The organism is Cellulosimicrobium funkei (assembly GCF_004519295.1).
GTDB classification, from domain to species: Bacteria; Actinomycetota; Actinomycetes; order Actinomycetales; family Cellulomonadaceae; genus Cellulosimicrobium; species Cellulosimicrobium funkei.
The window spans coordinates 171,615-190,528 of the sequence record NZ_SOZH01000009.1 but is presented as its reverse complement, the minus strand read 5'-3'; the positions used below and the strand labels follow the sequence as shown (position 1 = coordinate 190,528).

The 18,914-nt window shown below is 74.4% G+C and carries 18 protein-coding genes and 1 tRNA gene; 11 read left to right on the top strand and 8 right to left on the bottom strand.

Annotated elements, in window-relative coordinates; translation table 11 throughout:
- The 3 genes from E1O70_RS15895 to E1O70_RS15885 all read right to left on the bottom strand — a co-directional run bounded on the left by E1O70_RS15895 (position 1) and on the right by E1O70_RS15885 (position 2,833).
- Positions 1 to 984 (bottom strand): ribose-phosphate diphosphokinase, encoded by a 984-nt coding sequence (locus E1O70_RS15895; RefSeq protein ID WP_021483711.1) that lies wholly within the window; start codon positions 982 to 984, stop codon positions 1 to 3.
- A gap of 67 nt (positions 985 to 1,051) precedes the next feature.
- On the bottom strand, positions 1,052 to 2,731 hold the full coding sequence (gene glmU, locus E1O70_RS15890) for a bifunctional UDP-N-acetylglucosamine diphosphorylase/glucosamine-1-phosphate N-acetyltransferase GlmU (RefSeq protein WP_061268698.1): 1,680 nt from the start codon (positions 2,729 to 2,731) through the stop codon (positions 1,052 to 1,054).
- 30 nt (positions 2,732 to 2,761) lie between these two features.
- A tRNA-Gln gene (locus E1O70_RS15885) sits at positions 2,762 to 2,833 on the bottom strand.
- Positions 2,834 to 3,145: 312 nt separating this feature from the next.
- On the opposite strand from E1O70_RS15885, the gene E1O70_RS15880 reads away from it, so the two are divergent.
- The 9 genes from E1O70_RS15880 to E1O70_RS15840 all read left to right on the top strand — a co-directional run bounded on the left by E1O70_RS15880 (position 3,146) and on the right by E1O70_RS15840 (position 12,188).
- The gene (locus E1O70_RS15880) at positions 3,146 to 3,748 is read left to right on the top strand and encodes a TetR/AcrR family transcriptional regulator (protein WP_031317332.1); all 603 of its coding nucleotides are present in this window, start codon (positions 3,146 to 3,148) and stop codon (positions 3,746 to 3,748) included.
- A gap of 166 nt (positions 3,749 to 3,914) precedes the next feature.
- Positions 3,915 to 4,520: a hypothetical protein gene (locus tag E1O70_RS15875; protein ID WP_128957436.1), complete on the top strand. Its 606-nt coding sequence runs from the start codon at positions 3,915 to 3,917 to the stop codon at positions 4,518 to 4,520.
- Between the two features lie 104 nt (positions 4,521 to 4,624).
- Positions 4,625 to 5,587 (top strand): ABC transporter ATP-binding protein, encoded by a 963-nt coding sequence (locus tag E1O70_RS15870; protein WP_061268700.1) that lies wholly within the window; start codon positions 4,625 to 4,627, stop codon positions 5,585 to 5,587.
- The gene (locus E1O70_RS15865; RefSeq protein WP_021482857.1) at positions 5,584 to 6,792 is read left to right on the top strand and encodes an ABC transporter permease; all 1,209 of its coding nucleotides are present in this window, start codon (positions 5,584 to 5,586) and stop codon (positions 6,790 to 6,792) included. Before E1O70_RS15870 ends, E1O70_RS15865 begins: the two co-directional genes overlap by 4 nt.
- 407 nt (positions 6,793 to 7,199) lie before the next feature.
- Positions 7,200 to 7,700: a MarR family winged helix-turn-helix transcriptional regulator gene (locus E1O70_RS15860; RefSeq protein ID WP_021482856.1), complete on the top strand. Its 501-nt coding sequence runs from the start codon at positions 7,200 to 7,202 to the stop codon at positions 7,698 to 7,700.
- 63 nt (positions 7,701 to 7,763) lie between these two features.
- Positions 7,764 to 9,092, top strand: coding sequence for an MFS transporter (locus E1O70_RS15855; protein ID WP_061268701.1), 1,329 nt, complete (start codon positions 7,764 to 7,766; stop codon positions 9,090 to 9,092).
- 139 nt (positions 9,093 to 9,231) lie between these two features.
- Positions 9,232 to 10,179 (top strand): ATP-binding cassette domain-containing protein, encoded by a 948-nt coding sequence (locus E1O70_RS15850; protein WP_061268702.1) that lies wholly within the window; start codon positions 9,232 to 9,234, stop codon positions 10,177 to 10,179.
- Positions 10,176 to 10,997, top strand: a complete 822-nt coding sequence (locus E1O70_RS15845) for an ABC transporter permease (RefSeq protein WP_205688663.1) — start codon at positions 10,176 to 10,178, stop codon at positions 10,995 to 10,997. The genes E1O70_RS15850 and E1O70_RS15845 overlap by 4 nt, the downstream gene beginning before the upstream one ends.
- Before the next feature lie 174 nt (positions 10,998 to 11,171).
- On the top strand, positions 11,172 to 12,188 hold the full coding sequence (locus tag E1O70_RS15840; RefSeq protein ID WP_128957435.1) for a TetR/AcrR family transcriptional regulator: 1,017 nt from the start codon (positions 11,172 to 11,174) through the stop codon (positions 12,186 to 12,188).
- A 70-nt stretch (positions 12,189 to 12,258) separates the two neighbouring features.
- Here E1O70_RS15840 and E1O70_RS15835 read toward each other — a convergent pair whose 3' ends face one another.
- On the bottom strand, positions 12,259 to 12,861 hold the full coding sequence (locus tag E1O70_RS15835) for an NADPH-dependent F420 reductase (RefSeq protein WP_128957434.1): 603 nt from the start codon (positions 12,859 to 12,861) through the stop codon (positions 12,259 to 12,261).
- 119 nt (positions 12,862 to 12,980) lie between these two features.
- Here E1O70_RS15835 and E1O70_RS15830 point away from each other — a divergent pair, with 119 nt between their 5' ends.
- Positions 12,981 to 13,466: a MarR family winged helix-turn-helix transcriptional regulator gene (locus E1O70_RS15830; protein WP_021483746.1), complete on the top strand. Its 486-nt coding sequence runs from the start codon at positions 12,981 to 12,983 to the stop codon at positions 13,464 to 13,466.
- A 68-nt stretch (positions 13,467 to 13,534) separates the two neighbouring features.
- Here E1O70_RS15830 and E1O70_RS15825 read toward each other — a convergent pair whose 3' ends face one another.
- Entirely contained in the window at positions 13,535 to 13,861 is a 327-nt protein-coding gene (locus tag E1O70_RS15825; protein WP_034654213.1) for a hypothetical protein, read from the bottom strand.
- Positions 13,858 to 15,711 (bottom strand): ABC-F family ATP-binding cassette domain-containing protein, encoded by a 1,854-nt coding sequence (locus E1O70_RS15820; protein WP_061268710.1) that lies wholly within the window; start codon positions 15,709 to 15,711, stop codon positions 13,858 to 13,860. Before E1O70_RS15820 ends, E1O70_RS15825 begins: the two co-directional genes overlap by 4 nt.
- Positions 15,712 to 15,872: 161 nt before the next feature.
- Between E1O70_RS15820 and E1O70_RS15815 the strand changes: the two genes are divergently transcribed.
- Positions 15,873 to 17,048, top strand: coding sequence for a WXG100 family type VII secretion target (locus E1O70_RS15815; RefSeq protein WP_061268711.1), 1,176 nt, complete (start codon positions 15,873 to 15,875; stop codon positions 17,046 to 17,048).
- Between the two features lie 13 nt (positions 17,049 to 17,061).
- Here the strand turns inward: E1O70_RS15815 and E1O70_RS15810 are convergent, their stop codons facing one another.
- Positions 17,062 to 18,036, bottom strand: a complete 975-nt coding sequence (locus E1O70_RS15810) for a carbohydrate ABC transporter permease (protein WP_232322724.1) — start codon at positions 18,034 to 18,036, stop codon at positions 17,062 to 17,064.
- Positions 18,026 to 18,913, bottom strand: a complete 888-nt coding sequence (locus tag E1O70_RS15805) for a carbohydrate ABC transporter permease (RefSeq protein WP_228485059.1) — start codon at positions 18,911 to 18,913, stop codon at positions 18,026 to 18,028. Before E1O70_RS15805 ends, E1O70_RS15810 begins: the two co-directional genes overlap by 11 nt.
- Position 18,914: the final 1 nt, after the last annotated feature.

Genomic DNA, 18,914 nt, shown 5'->3' with positions numbered 1-18,914 from the left:
TCAGCTGTTGCCGTCGAACAGCGAGGTGACCGAGCCGTCGTCGAACACCTCGCGGATCGCGCGCGCGATGAGCGGCGCGATGGAGAGCACCGTGAGCTGCGGGAACTGCTTGTCCGCCGCGATGGGCAGCGTGTCCGTGATGACGACCTCGCTCGCCCCGCACTCGGACAGGCGCTGGGCCGCCGGGTCGGACAGCACGCCGTGCGTCGCGGCCACGATGACCGACCGCGCGCCCGCGGCGAGGATGACGCGCACGGCCTCGGCGATCGTGCCGCCGGTGTCGATGAGGTCGTCGACGAGCACGCAGTCGCGGCCCTCGACGTCACCCACGACGCGGTTCGCGACGGCCTGGTTCGGGCGCGTGACGTCGCGCGTCTTGTGGACGAACGCGAGCGGCCCGCCCCCGAGCTTCGCGGCCCACTGCTCGGCGACGCGGATGCGGCCCGCATCGGGCGAGACGACCGTGACGTTCGACGTGTCGACGCGCGAGCGCACGTAGTCGGTGAGGATCGGCATCGCCCACAGGTGGTCGACCGGCCCGTCGAAGAAGCCCTGCGTCTGCGCGGCGTGCAGGTCGACGCTCATGAGGCGGTCGGCGCCCGCGGCGGTGAACAGGTCGGACATGAGGCGCGCCGAGATCGGCTCGCGACCGCGGTGCTTCTTGTCCTGGCGGGCGTACCCGTAGAACGGCTGCACCACGGTGATCGTGCGGGCCGAGGCGCGCTTCGCGGCGTCGACCATGAGCAGCTGCTCCATGATCCACTGGTTGATCGGCGCGGTGTGGCTCTGGAGGATGAAGACGTCCGAGCCGCGCACCGACTCGCCGAACCGGACGTAGATCTCGCCGTTCGCGAAGTCGTACGCGGTCGTGGGCAGCAGGTCGATGCCCAGCTCCCGCGCGACGTCGTTGGCCAGCTCGGGGTGCGCGCGCCCCGAGGCGAGGACGAGGGACTTCTCCCCGTTGCCGGCGATCGTGCTGCTCATACCAGTGGGTTCCTTCGGTGGGGTTTCCGGGTGCGGGGTAGGTCTGAGGTCGGCTGGCCGGTCGCGGTCAGTCTGTCGTGGTGGCGGGACGACCGCCACGCAGCGCCTCGAGCGTGTGCTCGAGCTCGGGCGCGGGCGGCGGCGGGGTGGGGCGGTCGGCCGTCGCGGCGGCGCTCTGGTCCGCGAGCTGGGCCTGCGCCTGCGCCCCGAGCGGGGGCGCCTCCGGGTCCGCGGCGCGCGCGGCGGCCGCGGCCTCGGCGGCGGGCGTGCCGGCGCGACGGCGCTCGACCCAGCCCTCGATGTTGCGCTGCTGGCCCCCGCTCACGCCGAGCGCGCCCGCGGGCACGTCGCGGCGGATGACGGACCCGGCGGCGGTGTACGCGCCGTCGCCGACGCTCACGGGCGCGACGAACATGTTGTCCGCGCCGGTGCGGGCGTGCGAGCCGATGACGGTGCGGTGCTTGTGCACGCCGTCGTAGTTGACCGTGACCGACGCGGCGCCGATGTTCGTGTGGTCGCCGATGGTCGCGTCGCCGACGTAGGACAGGTGCGGGATCTTCGACCCCTCGCCGATCTCCGCGTTCTTCGTCTCGACGAACGTGCCGATCTTGCCCTGCGCACCGAGCACGGTGCCGGGCCGCAGGTACGCGAACGGGCCGACGGACGTCCCCGCGCCCAGGACCGCGAGCGAGCCGTGCGTGCGGGTCACGGTCGCGCCGGCGCCGACCTCGGTGTCGGTGAGCGTGGTGTCCGGGCCGACCGTCGCGCCCTCGGCGACGACCGTCGCGCCGTGGAGCTGCGTCCCCGGGAGCAGCGTCACGTCGCGCGCGAGCTCGACGTCGACGTCGACCCACGTCGTGGCCGGGTCGACGACCGTCACGCCCGCGCGCATCCAGTCCTCGAGGATCCGGCGGTTGAGCTCGGCGCGCAGCGTCGCGAGCTGCACGCGGTCGTTGACGCCCTCGACGACCGTCGGGTCGTCCGAGACGAGCGCCCGCACGACGCCGCCCTCGGCGCGCGCCGCGGCGACGACGTCCGTCAGGTAGACCTCGCCCTGCGCGTTGTCGCGGCCGAGCGTGCCGAGCCCGCGTCGCAGGACGGCGGCGTCGAAGACGTAGATCGACGCGTTGATCTCGCGGATCGCGAGCTCGTCGGCCGACGCGTCCTTGTGCTCGACGATGCGCAGGACGTCGCCGGTCGCGTCGTCGCGCACGACGCGGCCGTAGCCCGTCGCGTCGTCGAGCTGCGTCGTCAGCATCGTCACGGCGTTGCCGTCGGCGACGTGCGCCGCGAGGAGCTGGGCGAGGGTGCCGCCGTCGAGCAGCGGGGTGTCGCCCGCGGTGACGACCACGGGGCCCTCGAGGCCGTCGCCGACGCCGCGCCCCTCCTCGCCGTCGGGCACGCCGTGGACGAGCGCCTGCGCGTGCGCCTTCGCGTCGAGCGCGACGAGCGCGCACTGCACGGCGCGGCCCGTCCCCGGGATCTCGTCCTGGTCCACGACGACCGCGTCCGGGTCGACCGACACCGCGTGCTCGGCGACGCGGTCGCGCTCGTGCCGCACGACGACGGCGAGCAGGGCCGGGTCGAGCGAGCGCGCCGCGACGAGCACGTGCCCGAGCAGGCTGCGGCCCGCGAGCGTGTGCAGCATCTTGGGGGTGGACGACTTCATCCGCGTGCCCTCGCCTGCGGCGAGGACGATCACGGCAGCGGGGGCGACGGTGGTGTCGGTGCCCTGCTGAGCTTCCATGGGTGTTCCCCTCGGGATCGGTGGCACGAGCTCCGCCCCCAGGACTCGAACCTGGACCAAGGGCACCAAAAACCCTTGTGCTGCCGATTACACCAAGGCGGACCGGACCCGGCGACGCCGTCTCACGTGCTCGGCACGTGCACGTCACCTGCCCGTCGCCGCGCCCCCGGTTCGACCCGGGCCGCGGCGGGCGGGCCGGGTCCGGGAACAGTCTGCCAGGTCGGTCCCCGTGCCCGACGCCGCGCGTGCCCGTCTCGCCCCATCCGCACCGGACGCGGGGCGTGGCCCGCACCACACCCGCGCGCGCCCGCCCGACGACGCCCGCGCCGGCGGGCGCGGACCCTCCGGCTGCGGCGACCGCCCGCACGGCATGATGGACCCGTGGCAGACTCCAGGCGCACCCCCCGATCCCGCATGACCGCGAGCCAGCGGCGCGAGCAGCTGCTCGCCGTCAGCCGCAAGCTGTTCGCCGAGAAGGGGTTCGAGGGGACGAGCGTCGAGGAGATCGCCGCGCGCGCCGAGGTGTCCAAGCCCGTCGTGTACGAGCACTTCGGCGGCAAGGAGGGCATCTACGCGGTCGTCGTGGACCGCGAGGTGCAGGCGCTCACCGCGGCGCTGTCGGGCGCGCTCGACGAGGGCGGTCACCCGAAGGTGCTGCTGGAGCGCACCGCGCTCGCCCTCCTGTCCTACATCGAGGCGTCGGAGGACGGCTTCCGGATCCTCGTGCGCGACTCCCCCGTCGCGCAGGCCACGGGCACCTTCTCGAGCCTCATCGGCGACGTCGCGACGCAGGTCGAGCACCTCCTGGCGCACCAGTTCCGCACGCGCGGCCTCGACCCGAAGGTCGCGCCCATCTACGCGCAGATGCTCGTCGGCATGGTCGCCCTCACCGGTCAGTACTGGCTCGACGCGCGCTCCCCCAAGAAGACGGAGGTCGCGGCGCACCTCGTCAACCTCGCCTGGAACGGCCTCGCGGACATGGAGAAGCGGCCGCACCTCATCACCACGAGGTCCTGACGCAGATCCGCTCCCCGAACCCGCGTCATGACAGCGGGGTCAGCCCGTCTCTCTGGCGGCAGAGCAGAACGACGAAGCGGGGCAGCGGATGCACGGGCACGACCGGTCGGCCGACCAGGAGTACGGCGACCCACGGGACGAGATCCGTCCCACGGTCTGGGGGTACGTGACCTGGACGACCGCACGGTGTCTGCAGGGCGACGTCCCGGGCGCGCCCGCGCGCGTCGTCCAGCGCACCGACGTGCTGGTCCCGGGCCTCACGCCCTACGAGCTCGACCGGGTGCGCCGGCACGCGGAGTGGCGTGCGTCGGTCGACGTGGTGCGGGTCGGTCTCGTCGCGGGCGTGACGACCGCGCTCGCCGCCCTGGTCGCCGGGCGGCACCTGGCGGCGCCCGAGACCCTGCTCCTCGCCGCCGTCCTCGGGCTCGTGGCCGCGCTCCTCACCGTCGTGCTCCTGCACGTGACGGGCCCGCGCCTCACGCGGGTCGAGCGTCGCGCGCTGCGCCGGGCCGTGGAGATCCGGCGCGTGCGCGTCGCGCCCCCGACGTCGGCCGTGATGCGCGTGCTCGTCGCGATGAGCGCCGTCGAGTCGGTGTCCGGTCGGCTCGACGAGCAGGACGCCGCGCTCGCCCGCGAGCTGCTCTGGGTCTCGCTCGACGCCGTCCGGCGCGACGACGCCGCAGCCGTCGACGAGGCGACCGGGACGATGCTGCGCCTCGCCGTGCGGGCCGCGCGGACGCTGCCCACGGTGCGCGACGAGCACCTCGGCTGACCGGCGGGCCCGACCTCGGCAGGGGCGCACCCCCTGCTCCCGCACGGCCAGGACGTGACATCTGTCCCGTGCCGCGCGCGCTCGCGCGTGGTTGTGTGGAACGCATGGCGACACTCGAGATCGACTCGCTGACCAAGTCCTACGGCGACGTGCGCGCCCTGCGCGGCACGTCGTTCGACGTCCGCGCCGGGGAGCTCTTCGGCTTCGTCGGCTCCAACGGCGCCGGCAAGACGACGACGATGCGCATCGTCCTCGGCGTCCTCGCCGCCGACGGCGGCGAGGTCCGGTGGGAAGGCCGGCCCCTCGACCTGGCCGCCCGCCGCCGCATCGGCTACATGCCGGAGGAGCGCGGCCTCTACCCCCGCATGAACGTCGGCGAGCAGCTCGTCTACCTCGCCCGGCTGCACGGGCTGTCCGCCGCGGCGGCGAAGGACGCGATGGAGCGCTGGACCACGACGCTCGGCGTCGAGGCGCGCCGCGGCGACGAGGTGCAGAAGCTCTCGCTCGGCAACCAGCAGCGCGTCCAGCTCGCCGCCGCGCTCACCCACGACCCCGAGCTGCTCGTGCTCGACGAGCCGTTCAGCGGGCTCGACCCCGTCGCCGTCGACGTCATGAGCGGAGTCCTGCGCGACCGCGCCCAGGCAGGCGTGCCCGTCGTGTTCTCGTCGCACCAGCTCGACCTCGTGGAACGGCTGTGCGACCGCGTCGGCATCATCAAGGACGGCGCGATGGTGGAGGTCGGCACGATCGACGAGCTCCGTCGCACCGAGCAGGAGCGCTGGGTCGTGGACGGCCCGCCCGGCGCCACGTGGATCGGCGCCGTGCCCGACGCGCGGGCCGTCAGCCTGGAGGGGTCGCGCACCGTCGTCGAGCTCGTGCCCGGTGGGTCGACCGGCGACGGGACCGGCGGGCGCGAGCAGGCCGTGCTGCGCGCGGCGCTCGCCGCCGGGCCCGTGCACGAGTTCGCGCTCGTCCGGCCGTCGCTCACCGAGCTGTACCGCGACGTCGTGAGCGCCGAGGAGAAGCCGGCCGCGACGGCCGCCGAGACCGTGGAGGTGGGGGCATGAGCACGGGGACCTCGTTGACGTCCTGGGGCGCGATCCGCCTCGTCGCGGGCCGCGAGATCATGACGCGGCTGCGCTCCAAGTCGTTCGTGTGGCTGACCGTGATCCTCGTCGGCGCCGTCGTGCTCGGCGGGGTCGTGCTCAACCTCGCGAACGGGTCGGGCCCGAGCGCCGAGCGCGTGGGGGTCACGCCGCAGACCGCGGCGCTCGCCGAGGCGATCGAGACCACGGGGAGCACGCTCGGGACCGACGTCGAGACCGTCGACGTCGCGGACGACGCCGCGGGCGAGGCCCAGGTGCGCGACGGCGACCTCGACGCGCTCGTCACCGGGAGCGTCGGCTCCCCCACGGTCGTCGTCGACACCGAGCTGTCGTCGGGCCTCACGGCCGTCTTCACCACGCTCGCCCAGCAGACCGCGCTGTCCGACGCCGTCGCGAGCCTCGGGGGCGACCCCGCCCAGGTCGCGGGCGACGTCGCGACCGCCGCGCCGGACGTGCGCACCATCGGCGAGCCGAGCGAGTTCGACCCGGCGCGCTACGTCACCGGCCTGGTCACCGGCATCCTGCTCTTCATGGCCATCATGATCAGCGGCCAGCTCATCGCGCAGGGCGTCGTCGAGGAGAAGACGAGCCGCGTCGTCGAGCTCCTGCTCTCGACCGTGCGCCCGTGGCAGCTCATGGCCGGCAAGGTCCTCGGCATCGGCCTCGTCGGGCTGGGGCAGGTCGCGCTCGTCGTGCTCGCGGGCGTCGGGACCGCGCTCGGCCTCGGCCTCGTCGACACCTCGACGATCGACCTCGGGACCGCAGCCGCCTGGGCGCTCGTGTGGTTCGTCGTCGGCTTCGTCAGCTACGCGCTGCTCATGGCCGGCCTCGGCGCGCTGGTGTCGCGCCAGGAGGACGTCGGCGCGGTGACCACGCCCGTCACGTTCCTCATGATCGTGCCGTACATCGTGGGCGTCTCCGTCGCGCCGTGGGCGCCGGACAACCCGCTCGTCGTCTGGCTGTCGTACGTGCCGCTGTGCTCGCCGCTGCTCATGCCGGTCCGCATCGCGCTCGGCAGCGCCGAGACGTGGGAGGCCCTCGTCGCGCTGGGCCTCTCCGTGGCGGTCATCCCCCTCCTCGTGTGGCTCGCGGCGAAGATCTACTCCAACGCCGTCCTGCGCACCGGCGCCCGCGTCAAGCTCACGGACGCGCTGCGCACGTCCTGACGGGGGGCCGCCCCGCCCGCCGAGGTAGAGGCGCGGTTCGTCGAGGTAGAGGCCTGGTCCGCCGAGGTAGACCTTCGGTTCGGCGAGGTAGAGCCCGGGTTCGGCGAGGTCGAGGCCAGGTCCGGTGGTCGACGACGGTGGGTCGCCCCACCCCGTGCTCGTGTCGCCCTGGTAGGTGCGCGCCCAGGCACGGCCCGCGCGACCACGCCTCTACCTCGGCGGACAGCGGCTCTACCTCGCGGGACCACGGCTCTACCTCGCGGGACCACGGCTCTACCTCGGCGGACAGCGGCTCTACCTCGCGGGGCCAGGGCTCTACCTCGCGGCGGCGGGTCTTGCGACGCGCCGCGACGACCGGCGAGCCGTCAAGAGTCTTGACGTCGAGACACGTCGAGTACCCTCGCGTCATGGACCAGCAGCACGAGGACGAGGTCGACCGCATCGTCGCGGCGTGGCAGCGCGAGCGGCCGGACCTCGACGTCGAGCCGCTCACCGTGTTCTCCCGGGTCGACCGGCTCGCCCGGCACCTGGACCGGGCGCGGCGCACGGCGTTCGCGCGCGGGCACCTGGAGACGTGGGAGTTCGACGTCCTGTCCGCGCTGCGCCGCGCCGGCGAGCCGTACCGCCTCTCCCCCGGGGCGCTCGTCACCCAGACGCTCGTGACGAGCGGGACCATGACGAACCGCATCGACCGGCTCGAGGAGCGCGGGCTGGTCGTGCGCCGCCGCTCGCCCGACGACCGGCGCGGCGTGCTCGTCGAGCTCACGCCCGAGGGCCTGGAGCGCGTGGACACGGCGATGACCGACCTCCTCGCCGTCGAGGCCCGCATCCTCGACGCGCTCGAGCCGGGCGAGCGACCTGCGCTCGCGGCGCTCCTGCGTACAGTCGGAGGACAGTTCGACGACTGACCGACGGCCCGGACGACCGGGCGGGCGTCGCCGCACGCGCCCGCACCCGGAGGTCCCCGCCCGATGCCGTCGTCACGGCCGCCCCGCCCGAGCACGTTCCGCGGCGGGATCGACGGGGTCCTGCTGGTCGCCGTGCTGCTCGTGGCCGTCAACCTGCGGGCACCGCTCACGGCGCTCCCGCCCGTCGTCGCGGACGTCGCGGCCGACCTCGACCTCACCGCCGCCGCGGCGGGCCTGCTCACCGGCATCCCGGTGCTGTGCTTCGCGCTCGCGACGCCCGCCGTCGCGGGCCTGCTCGGGCGGTCGTCGCTGCGGACGGCGATCGCCGTCGCGCTCGCGCTGATCGTCGCGGGGACGGTCCTGCGCTCGGCGGACCTCGCGGCGCTCGGCGCGGCCGGGACGTTCGCGGGCACGGTGCTCCTCGGGCTCGGCATCACGACGGCGAACCTCGCGGTGCCGATGATCGCCCAGCGCGACTTCCCCGGCCACGTCGCGACGGTGACGGGCCTGTACACGGCGGCGATCAACGTCGGGACCGTCGCGACGACGGCGCTCACCGCCCCGCTCGCGGACGCCGTCGGCTGGCGCTGGGCGCTCGCGTCGTGGTCGGTGCTCGCGGTCGTCGCGCTCGTGTGGTGGCTGCGCGCGGTGCCGCGCGAGGCGCGCGAGCCCCGGGGCGTGTCGGCGGAGACCGTGCCCGGCCCGGCGGCATCGGAGACGAAGGCCGGGGCGGCCGGGGATGCGGCCGAGGCGGACGCGCTGGCGGCGGCTGCGGCGGAGGGCGTCACGGGCACCGACCCGACGACGGCCCGCGAGCGCCACGTGCTCGCGACGCCGTTCACGTGGTGGCTGTGCGCGATGTTCGCGCTCCAGTCGTCGAGCTTCTACGCGCTCACGGCGTGGCTGCCGCTGATCCTCGAGGACCTCGCGGGCATCCCGCGCTCGGCGTCGGGCGGCGCGGCGTCGCTGTTCCAGGGCTTCGCGATCGTCGGCGGTCTCGCGGTGCCGCTCGCCGCGCGCCGCCTCAGCCTGCGGCAGACGTTCGTCGGGATCGCGGTGCTGTGGCTGACGCTGCCCGTGGGGCTGCTCGTCGCGCCGGGGCTCTGGGCGGTGTGGGCGTCCGCCGCGGGCGTCGCCCAGGCGGCGAACTTCGTCGTGATCTTCACGCTCGTCGCCCAGCGGTACCCGACGGTCCGGCGCGGCCGGCAGGCGTCGGCGACGGTGCAGTCCGTCGGGTACTGCCTGGCCGCCGTCGCGCCCACCGCGGCCGGGGCGCTGCAGACGGCGACGGGGACGTGGACGGTGCCGGTCGCCGTCGTGCTGGGTGCGCTCGTGGTGATGACCGGGATCGGGCTGGTCCTCACCGGCGCTCCCCGTCGTCGCGCGGGCTGAGCGCGAGGCCCCTCTCCCCCGAAGCGCCTCCTCGACCCTTGACCCCCACTCGCGCCGGTGTTTATGGTGTACACACAGTTTACGGCGCACACAAACAGTGTGCGCCGCACACGAACGGCCGACGGAGAAGGAGAAGGCGATGACCGGACCGATGATCGCCGCGCAGGGGTTGGAGAAGTCCTACGGCGACCACGCCGTGCTGCGCGGCGTCGACCTGACCGTGCGCCGCGGCGAGATCTTCGCGCTGCTGGGGCCCAACGGCGCGGGCAAGACGACGACCGTCAACATCCTCACGACCCTCGTCCGGCCCGACCGCGGCACGGCCCGCGTCGCGGGCGCCGACGTCGTGCACGACGCCGCCCGGGTGCGCGAGACCATCGCGCTCACGGGCCAGTACGCGTCGGTGGACGAGTTCCAGACGGGCCGCGAGAACCTCGTGATGATGGGCGAGCTCGCGCACCTCCCCCGCCGGGCGGTGCGCCCGCGCGCCGCCGCGCTGCTCGAGCGCTTCGACCTCACCGACGCCGCGGACCGGCGGGTCGGGACCTACTCGGGCGGCATGCGCCGCCGCCTCGACCTCGCGATCAGCCTCGTGGCCGACCCGTCGGTGCTCGTGCTCGACGAGCCGACGACGGGCCTCGACCCGGCGTCGCGCGCGCAGCTCTGGGAGGTCGTGCGGGGCCTCGCCGCCGACGGGACGACCGTCCTGCTGACGACCCAGTACCTGGAGGAGGCCGACCGCCTGGCCGACACGATCGCCGTCCTGCACGACGGCCGCGTCGCGGCGCGGGGCACGGCCGCCGAGCTCAAGGCGCTCGTCGCGGGCGACCACGTGCGCGTGGCGTTCGACGACCGGGAGAGCCTGGCCGCCGCCGTCGGGCTCGCGCCCTCGATCGGCCTGGCCCGCCCCACGGCCGACGCGAAGGACCTCTCGCTCACCGCACCGAGCGACGACCCCGTCCGCACCATCCGCGACGTGCTCGCGGCCGCCGACGCCCACGCGCTCGCGGTCGTGGGGGTCAGCGTCGTGCGGCCCACGCTCGACGACGTGTTCCTCGCCCTGACCCGGAAGGAGGGCGCCCGATGAGCGCCGCACCCACGACCACGCTGCCCCGGCCGTCCCGCACCACGCGGCCGCGCGCGCGGCAGACCCCGGCCACCGCGGCGCGCGACGTCCGCACGATGGTCGGCCGCGAGACCCGCCGCCAGCTGCGCAGCGTCGACGGGCTCGTCACGGCCTTCGCGCTGCCGGTGATGATCATGCTCGTCTTCGTCGTCATCTTCGGCGGGGCGATCGGCGGGGACGACTACATCGACTACGTCGTGCCCGGCGTGCTCGTGATGTGCCTGGGGTTCGGCTCCGCGACGGCCGCGGTCGGCGTCGCGCAGGACATGACGTCCGGCACGATCGACCGGTTCAAGACCCTGCCGATCTTCGGGCCGTCCGCGCTGTGGGGGCACGTCGTGGCGAGCGTCGTGCGCAACCTCGCGTCCGCCGTCGTGGTCGTCGGTGTCGCGCTCGCGCTCGGCTTCCGGCCCGACGCCGGGCCGGCCGACTGGGCGGGGCTCGTCGCGTTCGGGGTCCTCGCCGTGCTGACGTTCACGTGGCTGAGCGTGGCGCTCGGCCTCGTGCTGAGCGTCGAGGCGTCGCAGTCCGTGAACTTCCTCTTCCTGTTCGTGCCCTACCTCAGCTCGGGGTTCGTCCCGATCGACACCATGCCGTCGTGGCTGCACGGGTTCGCCGAGAACCAGCCGTTCACGCCGGTCATCGAGACGTTCCGCGGGCTGCTCGCGGGCGCGCCCGACGCGTCGACGGCCCTCACGGCCGTCGCGTGGCTCGCCGGCTTCCTCGTCGCGAGCTGCACCGCCGGCTCCCTGCTCTACCGCCGGCGGACCGCCTGCTGACCCCCCTCCGCCCCTCTCTCCCACCCACCCCCGCCCCCACCCCCGCGCGGCCGAGCAGGTGGTCCTGGTGCGTCCGGTCGACAGGACGCACCACGACCACCTGCTCGCGCCACCGGGAGGGCCTGCTCGGCAGGGCTGCGACCACGTCCGGGCACCGTCGGGGAGGATGAAGCCATGACGGACGCACCCGACCTCCCGCCCCGGCTCGCGCTCGCGTGGGGCGTGGCCGAACGCCCCGAGCGCGCGCCCAAGCGCGAGCTGAGCATCGAGCGGATCGTCGACGCGGCCATCGAGCTCGCCGACGCCGACGGGCTCGGGGCCGTGTCCATGGCGAAGGTCGCGCAGAGCCTCGGCTTCACGACGATGTCGCTCTACCGGTACGTCACGAGCAAGGACGACCTGCTGCTCCTCATGCAGGAGGCCGCGCTCGACGTCGAGTACCCGCCCGCGCACGAGCCCGCCGACTGGCGCACCGAGCTGCGCGAGTGGGCGCAGTTCACGATGGCGGTGTTCGCGTCGCACCCGTGGTTCCTCGACATCCCCGTGACCGGCGCGCCGCTCACGCCGAACAACCTGCGCGGCGCGGACGCCGGGCTGCGCGCGCTGCGGTCCACGCCGCTCGACGACGAGGAGAAGATGTCCGTCATCCTCCTCGTCAGCGGGTACGCCCGGAACGCGGCGCGGCTGCAGACCGACCTCGCGCGCGCCGTCGCGGCGGCCGGGGGCGACGAGGCGGTCCAGGGCGGCGCGTGGGCCGACGCGCTGCGCGGGCTCGTGGACGAGGTGCGGTTCCCCTACCTGCGCCCGCTCGTCGAGGCCGGCACGTACGCGGGCGAGGGCGAGATCGACGACACCGCGTGGGGCCTGGAGCGGGTGCTCGACGGGATCGCCGTCTACGTCGACGCGCGGGCCGCCGGGGCGCCCGGCGCGGGCCGCGCGCCCGGGCGGCAGCCCACCACGGTCACGGAACCCGCACCGGCGACGGACCCGCGGGACGCCGTCGCGCCCGTCGAGGTCGCGGTGCACGTCAAGGACGCGCGGGTCAAGAAGGCGACGCTCCGGCGGCGCGACGCGGAGCGGCGCGTGCGCGAGGCGCAGAAGAAGGTGCGCGAGCTGGAGAAGGCCCTGCGGGACGCCCAGAAGGCGGAGCACGAGGCGGCCCGCGCGGCCGTCGAGAAGGCGCGCGGCTGACGCACCACGCACGACGGCGGCCGGCCACCCCCAGGGGTGGCCGGCCGCCGTCGTGCGTGAGCGGGCGGGGTCACTCGGCGAGCGCGAAGCCCGTCGTCCAGGAGGTCTTCTCCCCCGCCGCGAGCGTGAGCTGCAGGAAACCGAGAGCCTCGAGCTCGTGCGCGCGCTTCAGCGAGCCGGCGTCGACGACGCGGACCCCGGACACGGCGCCCGCGAGGGCGGCCTTCGCGTCGGCGTCGTCGCCCGCGACGAGGACCGTCGTCACGAGCGGCCCGACCTGGCCGGTGGCGAGCGTCGCCGCGAAGTTCGTGTTGAACGCCTTGAGGACGCGCGCGCCCGGGACGCGCTCCTGGATCTGCGCCGCGGCCGACGAGCCGTCGGGCACGACGAGGGAGTCGAACGTCGCGAAGTCGAGCGGGTTGGTGATGTCGACGAGGACCTTGCCGTCGAGGCGGCCCTCGTAGGCGCCGAGGACGTCGTCGAGCGCCCCGTACGGGAGCGCGAGCACGACGACGTCGCCGGTGATCTCGTCGCCGACGGTGCCCGCCGTGACGCGCGGGTCGACCTCGGTGGCCTCACGGGTCAGGACCTGCACCTGGCTGCCCGCGGCGAGCGCGAGACCGGCGATGGCCGAGCCCATGTTCCCGGCGCCGATGATGGTGATGCTGCTCATGGTGGCTTCCCTTCCTCCGCCGGCCCGACGGTCGGCTATTAGTTGTTGCTACAACTAACACCGTACGCCGCTAAAGTTGTACCGTCAACTATGCGGATCGCCGCACCGGAGGAGGCACGATGACGACGGAACCCCGCTGGCTCGACGACCAGCAGCTCGACGCGTGGAAGCGGCTCGTGGCGGTCGTGGAGCTGCTGCCGGGCGTCCTCGACTCCCAGCTCCGGCGCGACGCCGACCTCAGCCACTTCGAGTACTACGTGCTCGCGATGCTCTCCGAGGCGCCGCGGCGCACGCTGCGCATGACCGACCTCGCGGGCGCCACCAACGCCACGCTCCCCCGGCTCTCCCACGTCGTCGCACGCCTCGAGAAGCGTGGCCTCGTCGAGCGCGTGCCGTGCCCCGAGGACCGCCGCGCGACGAACGCGCACCTCACCGACGCCGGCTGGGAGAAGGTCGTCGCGACCGCGCCCGGGCACGTCGGGACGGTGCGCGACCACGTGATCGACGCGCTCACCGACGAGCAGGTCGAGCAGCTGGACGCCATCGCGGGCGCCATCCTCGAGCGCGTCGACCCCGACGACCGCATGGGCTTCCTGCGGCGCTGAGCCGCACACCCGCGCCCGGCTGGGCCCCGGCGCCGCGCCCGGGAGTCCGGACCCGGGTCCCCGCGCGGTCAGCGAGTCCGCACGGGTCCCGCGAGGACGAGCCGCTCGCCCGGCGCGAGCGCGCCGAGCGCGACGAGCGGGTCGTCGACCGCGAGCTCGACCCGCCCGGGCAGGGCGGCGAGCACGTCGTCCCACTCCGGGGCGGCGTCGTCCACCTCGACGCTGTGCCCGTTCACGAGGTCGAACGACACGTACCGGGCGGTGCCGCCCGGGGCACCGAGCGCGAACGCGGTGACGCGGCGCACGTCCGCCCACGGCGCGAGGACGCCGCCCTGCCCGTCGTCGACCTCGACGCCGCGCGCGGACACCGCGACGCGCATCCGGTCGGCCGTCACCCGGCGACCTCGGCCGCCTCGAGCCACGCCGCCTCGAGCTCGTCCTTCTCCGCCGCGAGGGTGCGCAGCTCGGCGTCGAGCTCCGCGACCGCCGCGAAGTCGGTCGCGTTCGCCGCGATCTTCTCGTGCAGCCGGCCCTCGGCCTCCGCGATCTTGCTCAGGCGCCGCTCGATGCGGTTGATCTCCTTCTTCGCCGCCCGCACCTCGGCCGCGCTCGGGCCCGGGGCCGCCACGGCCGGCCCCGCGTCCGGTGTCGCGTCGGCGCCGCCCGTGGGCGCGAACCCGGTCGACGCCGCGCCCGCGCCCGCGAGCGCCGCGCGCCGCAGCTCGAGGTACTGCTCGACGCCGCCCGGCAGGTCGCGCACCTGGCCGTCGCCGAGCAGCGCGACCTGGCGGTCCGCGACGCGCTCCAGCAGGTAGCGGTCGTGCGAGACGACGATGAGCGTGCCGGGCCAGCCGTCGAGCAGGTCCTCGAGCGCGGCGAGCGTGTCGGTGTCGAGGTCGTTCGTCGGCTCGTCGAGCAGAAGCACGTTGGGCTCGGCGACGAGCAGGCGCAGGAGCTGCAGGCGCCGCCGCTCGCCGCCCGAGAGGTCGCGCACGAGCGTCTGCGACCGCTCGCGCGTGAAGCCGAGCCGCTCGACGAGCTGGGACGCGGAGAGCTCCTTGCCGTCGACGACGACCGAGCGCTTCTCGTCCTCGATCACCTGGATCACGCGCGCGCCGGCGATGTCGTCGAGCTCGCCGACGTCCTGCGACAGCTCCGCGACGTGGACGGTCTTGCCGCGCTTGACCCGCCCGGAGTCGGGCTCGCGCCGCCCGGCGAGGAGCGCGAGGAGCGTCGTCTTGCCGGCACCGTTGACCCCGACGACCCCGTACCGGTCGCCGGGCCCCAGGCGCCACGTGACGTCGTCGAGCAGCACGCGCTCGCCCTGGCCGTCCTGACGCGGCACCGCGACCGTCACGTCCTCGAGGTCGAGCACGTCCTTGCCGAGGCGCTTCGTCGCGGTGCGCGTGAGCTCGAGCGTGTCGCGCGGCGGCGGGACGTCGGCGATGAGCGCGGCGGCGGCGTCGAGCCGGAACTTGGGCTTGGACGTGCGCGCGGGCGCGCCCCGCCGGAGCCACGCGAGCTCCTTGCGCAGCAGGTTGTCGCGCTTCTCCGCCGCGACGGCCGCGGTGCGCTGGCGCTCGGCGCGCGCGAGCACGTACGCGGCGTACCCGCCCTCGTAGCCCTCGACCTGGCCCGAGCCGTCGCCGCGCACCTCCCACATGCGCGAGCACACGGCATCGAGGAACCAGCGGTCGTGCGTGACGACCACGAGGGCGCCCTTCGCGCCCGGGCGGGCGAAGCGGTCGCCCAGGTGCGCGGCGAGCCACGCGACGCCCTCGACGTCGAGGTGGTTCGTGGGCTCGTCGAGGAACAGCACGTCGTGGTCGGCGACGAGGAGCGCCGCGAGCGCGACGCGGCGACGCTGCCCGCCGGACAGCGTGTCCGCCGGGGCGTCGAGGTCGAGGTCGCCCAGCAGCCCCGCGTGGACGGTGCGGATGCTCGCGTCCGACGCCCAGGCGTGGGTCGCGGCGTCGCCGTGCACGAGGTCGCGGATCGTCGCGCCGGTGCCCACGTCGTCGCGCTGGTCGAGCAGGCCCACCCGCAGGCCGCCCACGCGGGTGACACGGCCGCCGTCGGGCTGCTGCGTGCCCGCGAGGAGGCGCAGGAGCGTCGTCTTGCCGGCCCCGTTGGGGCCGACGATGCCGACGCGGTCGCCGTCGTCGAGGCCGAGCGAGACGTCGTCGAGCAGGGTGCGGGTGCCGACGGTCAGCGAGATGCCGTCGGCGCCGAGGAGATGAGCCACACCGTCGAGCGTAGCGACCTCGGCGGCGTCCTCGTGCAGGGCGCCGGGCGCTCAGCCCGACCGCGCGTCTCGGCCCGATGGGGACTCCTCCCCCTTGCGCCGGGCCGCGCCATGACGAAGGGTGACCGTGACAACCGTCCCCCTGCCAGCAGAGGTTCACCATGTCCTTCTACGGTGCCGACGTCGCCGCGCTGCGCGGGCTCGCCGACACGTTCCAGGGCGAGTCCGCGAAGCTCGAGGCGACGACCTCGGCGCTGCGCGCCGCCGTCACGTCGACCCCGTGGGCAGGTCCGGACGCCGAGGCGCTGCGGGCACGGTGGCACGGCGAGATGCAGGCGGCGCTGCGAGCGGCGTCGACCCTGCTCGACGACGGCGCGCAGAAGCTCCGCGTGCAGGCCGAGCAACAGGACAGCGCGAGCGCCGTCGACGGCGGCGGGAGCAGTGGCGGCGGTGCTGGCGGCGGCGGCGGTGGCGGCGGGATCCCTGGTCTGCCGGGCGATCGCACCCTGCCCGACCTGCCGCCGATGACCGAGCAGCAGGAGCCGCCGACGATCGTCGCGACGGAGCACGTGACGTACGAGCAGGGCATCGGGGCCGGCCCGGGGGAAGGGAGCGCCGGGTTCGAGTACCGCATCGACGAGCTCTCCGACGGGACGTTCCGGGTCACCCAGCTCGCCGGGGGCAGCCTGGGGGTCGGAGAGGGCACCCCGACCCCCTACGTCGAGGGGCACGTGAACGAGCACGGCGTCAACCTCGGCGCGCAGGCGGGCGCCTCGGGCGGGGCGGTGCTGAACGTCGGGAGCGAGTACACCTTCGCGAGCCAGGAGGAGGTCGACGCCTTCCTCGCTTACCAGCAGCGCCAGACGATGCACTACATGGGGCCGGAGCTCGGGTCGTACGTGCCGCCGAGGCCCGACGCCACGATCGTCGAGGCGGGCGCCTACGCGACCGGGTCCGCCGGGGGTGCGGTCGTCCCGCTCGCCGGAGGCAGGGCCGAGGTCGAGGTCGAGGGCCTGGTCGGCACCCGAGTGGACAACAACACGGGCACCACGACGGTCTACGTCCGCGGCGACGCCGGCGCAGGCATCGAGGGCACGGGGATCGTCCCGGGCAGCACGGACCTCGGCGGGCCCGGCGTGTACGCGATCACGTACGACGCGAGCGGCAACGTCGTGCCCAACCCGCCGAGCTCGCTCATCACGACGCCCCCCGGCGGGACGGTCGTGAAGGAGCAGGGTGCCGGGTTCTCCGCCGGGACGCCGCTGCCCGTGGTCGGCGGCGGGAGCGTCTCGGTCGGAGGGTCGCGCACCCGCACCGAGTACCCCGAGCAGGGCTGATCGGCGGCCTCTCCTACTTCAGTCCCGTGTGCGCCAGGCCCTGGACGAACTGCTTCTGCGCGACGAGGAACACCGCGAGGACCGGCAGCACCGTGAGCGTCGTCGCGGCGAGCTGGACGTTCCACATCGGGCCGCCGTAGGCGTCGACGTACTGCGTGAGCGCCTGCGGGAGCGTGAACCGGTCCTTGCTGGACAGGTACACGATCGGCTCGAGGTACAGGTTCCACGACTTGAGGAACGTGAAGATCGCGACGGCCGAGATCGCCGAGCGCGACAGCGGGAACGCGATCCGCCAGAAGATCCCCCACCGCCCGAGGCCGTCCATGCGCCCCGCCTCCTCGAGCTCGCCGGGGAGCCCGAGGAAGAACTGGCGCATGATGAACGTCGCGAGGACGCTCGGCGCCCCGAGGATCGGGATGACCACGAGCGGCCAGTGCGTGTCGATGAGCCCGAGCGAGTTGACCATCCGGAACAGCGGGACGATCGTCACCTCCGACGGCACGAGCAGCCCGACGAGCACGAGCAGGAACAGCGCGTTCGCCCCGGGGAACCGGATGCGCGCGAACGCGTACCCGGCCATCGAGGCCACGAGGATCGTCCCGACCGTCACGACCACGGCGATGTAGAGGCTGTTCCAGTACTGCTGCGCGAACGGCTGCAGCCGGAACACCTCGCCGTAGGCCGCGAACGACGGGTCCTGGGGCCAGAGCGTCGGCACGGCCCGCAGGATCTCGCTCATCGGCTTGAGGCTCGACGTCGCCATCCACCACGTCGGGAAGACGAACGGCACGCTGAGCACCACGAGGAGCGCCACGAGCGCCGCGCGCCCCCAGCGGCGGCGCGTGCGCGCGCTCCCCGTGCGGCGCGCGGGCCGCCCGCCGCGGGTCGCCGCGCCGTCGGCGCCGCCCGTGCCCGACGCCGCGGGCCGGGCCGGGCCGTCGTCCGCGCCCGGGAGCGTGGCCGGGCCGGGCATCACGTCAGACTTCATGGAAGACCCACCTCTTGCGCGTCTGCCACTGCACGAGTGTCAGGACGAGGACGATGACGAACAGCAGGACGGAGATCGCGCTCGCGTAGCCGAAGTCGTTGAACCGGAACGCCTGCTGGTACAGGTAGTAGACGAGCACGGTGGTCGAGTTCCCCGGCCCCCCGCCCGTGAGCACGGCGATCTGCGCGAACACCTCGAGCGAGCCCACGATCGTGAGGATCGAGACCAGCAGGACGGTCGGGCTGATGAGCGGGAGCGTGATCGACCGGAACCGGCGCCACGCGCCCGCGCCGTCGATGCGCGCGGCCTCCTGGATCTCCTCGGGCACCCCCTGCAGGGCCGCGAGGAACAGGATCATGTTGAGGCCCACGTTCTTGAAGACCTGCACGACGATCACCGAGAGCATCGCCGTCGTCTCCCCGCGCAGCCAGTTCGGGCCGTCGACGCCGAGCAGCGACAGGAACCCGTTGATGCCGCCGTCCGCCTGGAGCAGGAAGCTCCACACGATCGTCCACGCCACGAGGGACACGACGACGGGCGAGAAGAAGAACGTGCGGAACGTCGTCGTGCCGGGGAGCCGCTGGTTGAGCAGCACCGCGAGGACGAGCGCGAGCGAGATGTTGAGCACGACGAGCCCGACGGAGAACCACAGGCTCGCGAGGAGCGAGTCCCGCAGCCCGGGGTCGGCGAGCATCCGCTCGTAGTTGTCCCCGCCCGCGAACGTGAACGTGTTCGCGAGGACGTTCCACTCGTGCAGCGAGTACCAGACGACGGCGACCAGCGGCGCGACGACGAACGCGAGCGCGCCGAGCACGGCGGGCGCGACCATGGTGTAGCCCACGGCCGCGTCCCGTCGTGCGAGTGCGGAGGACGCCACG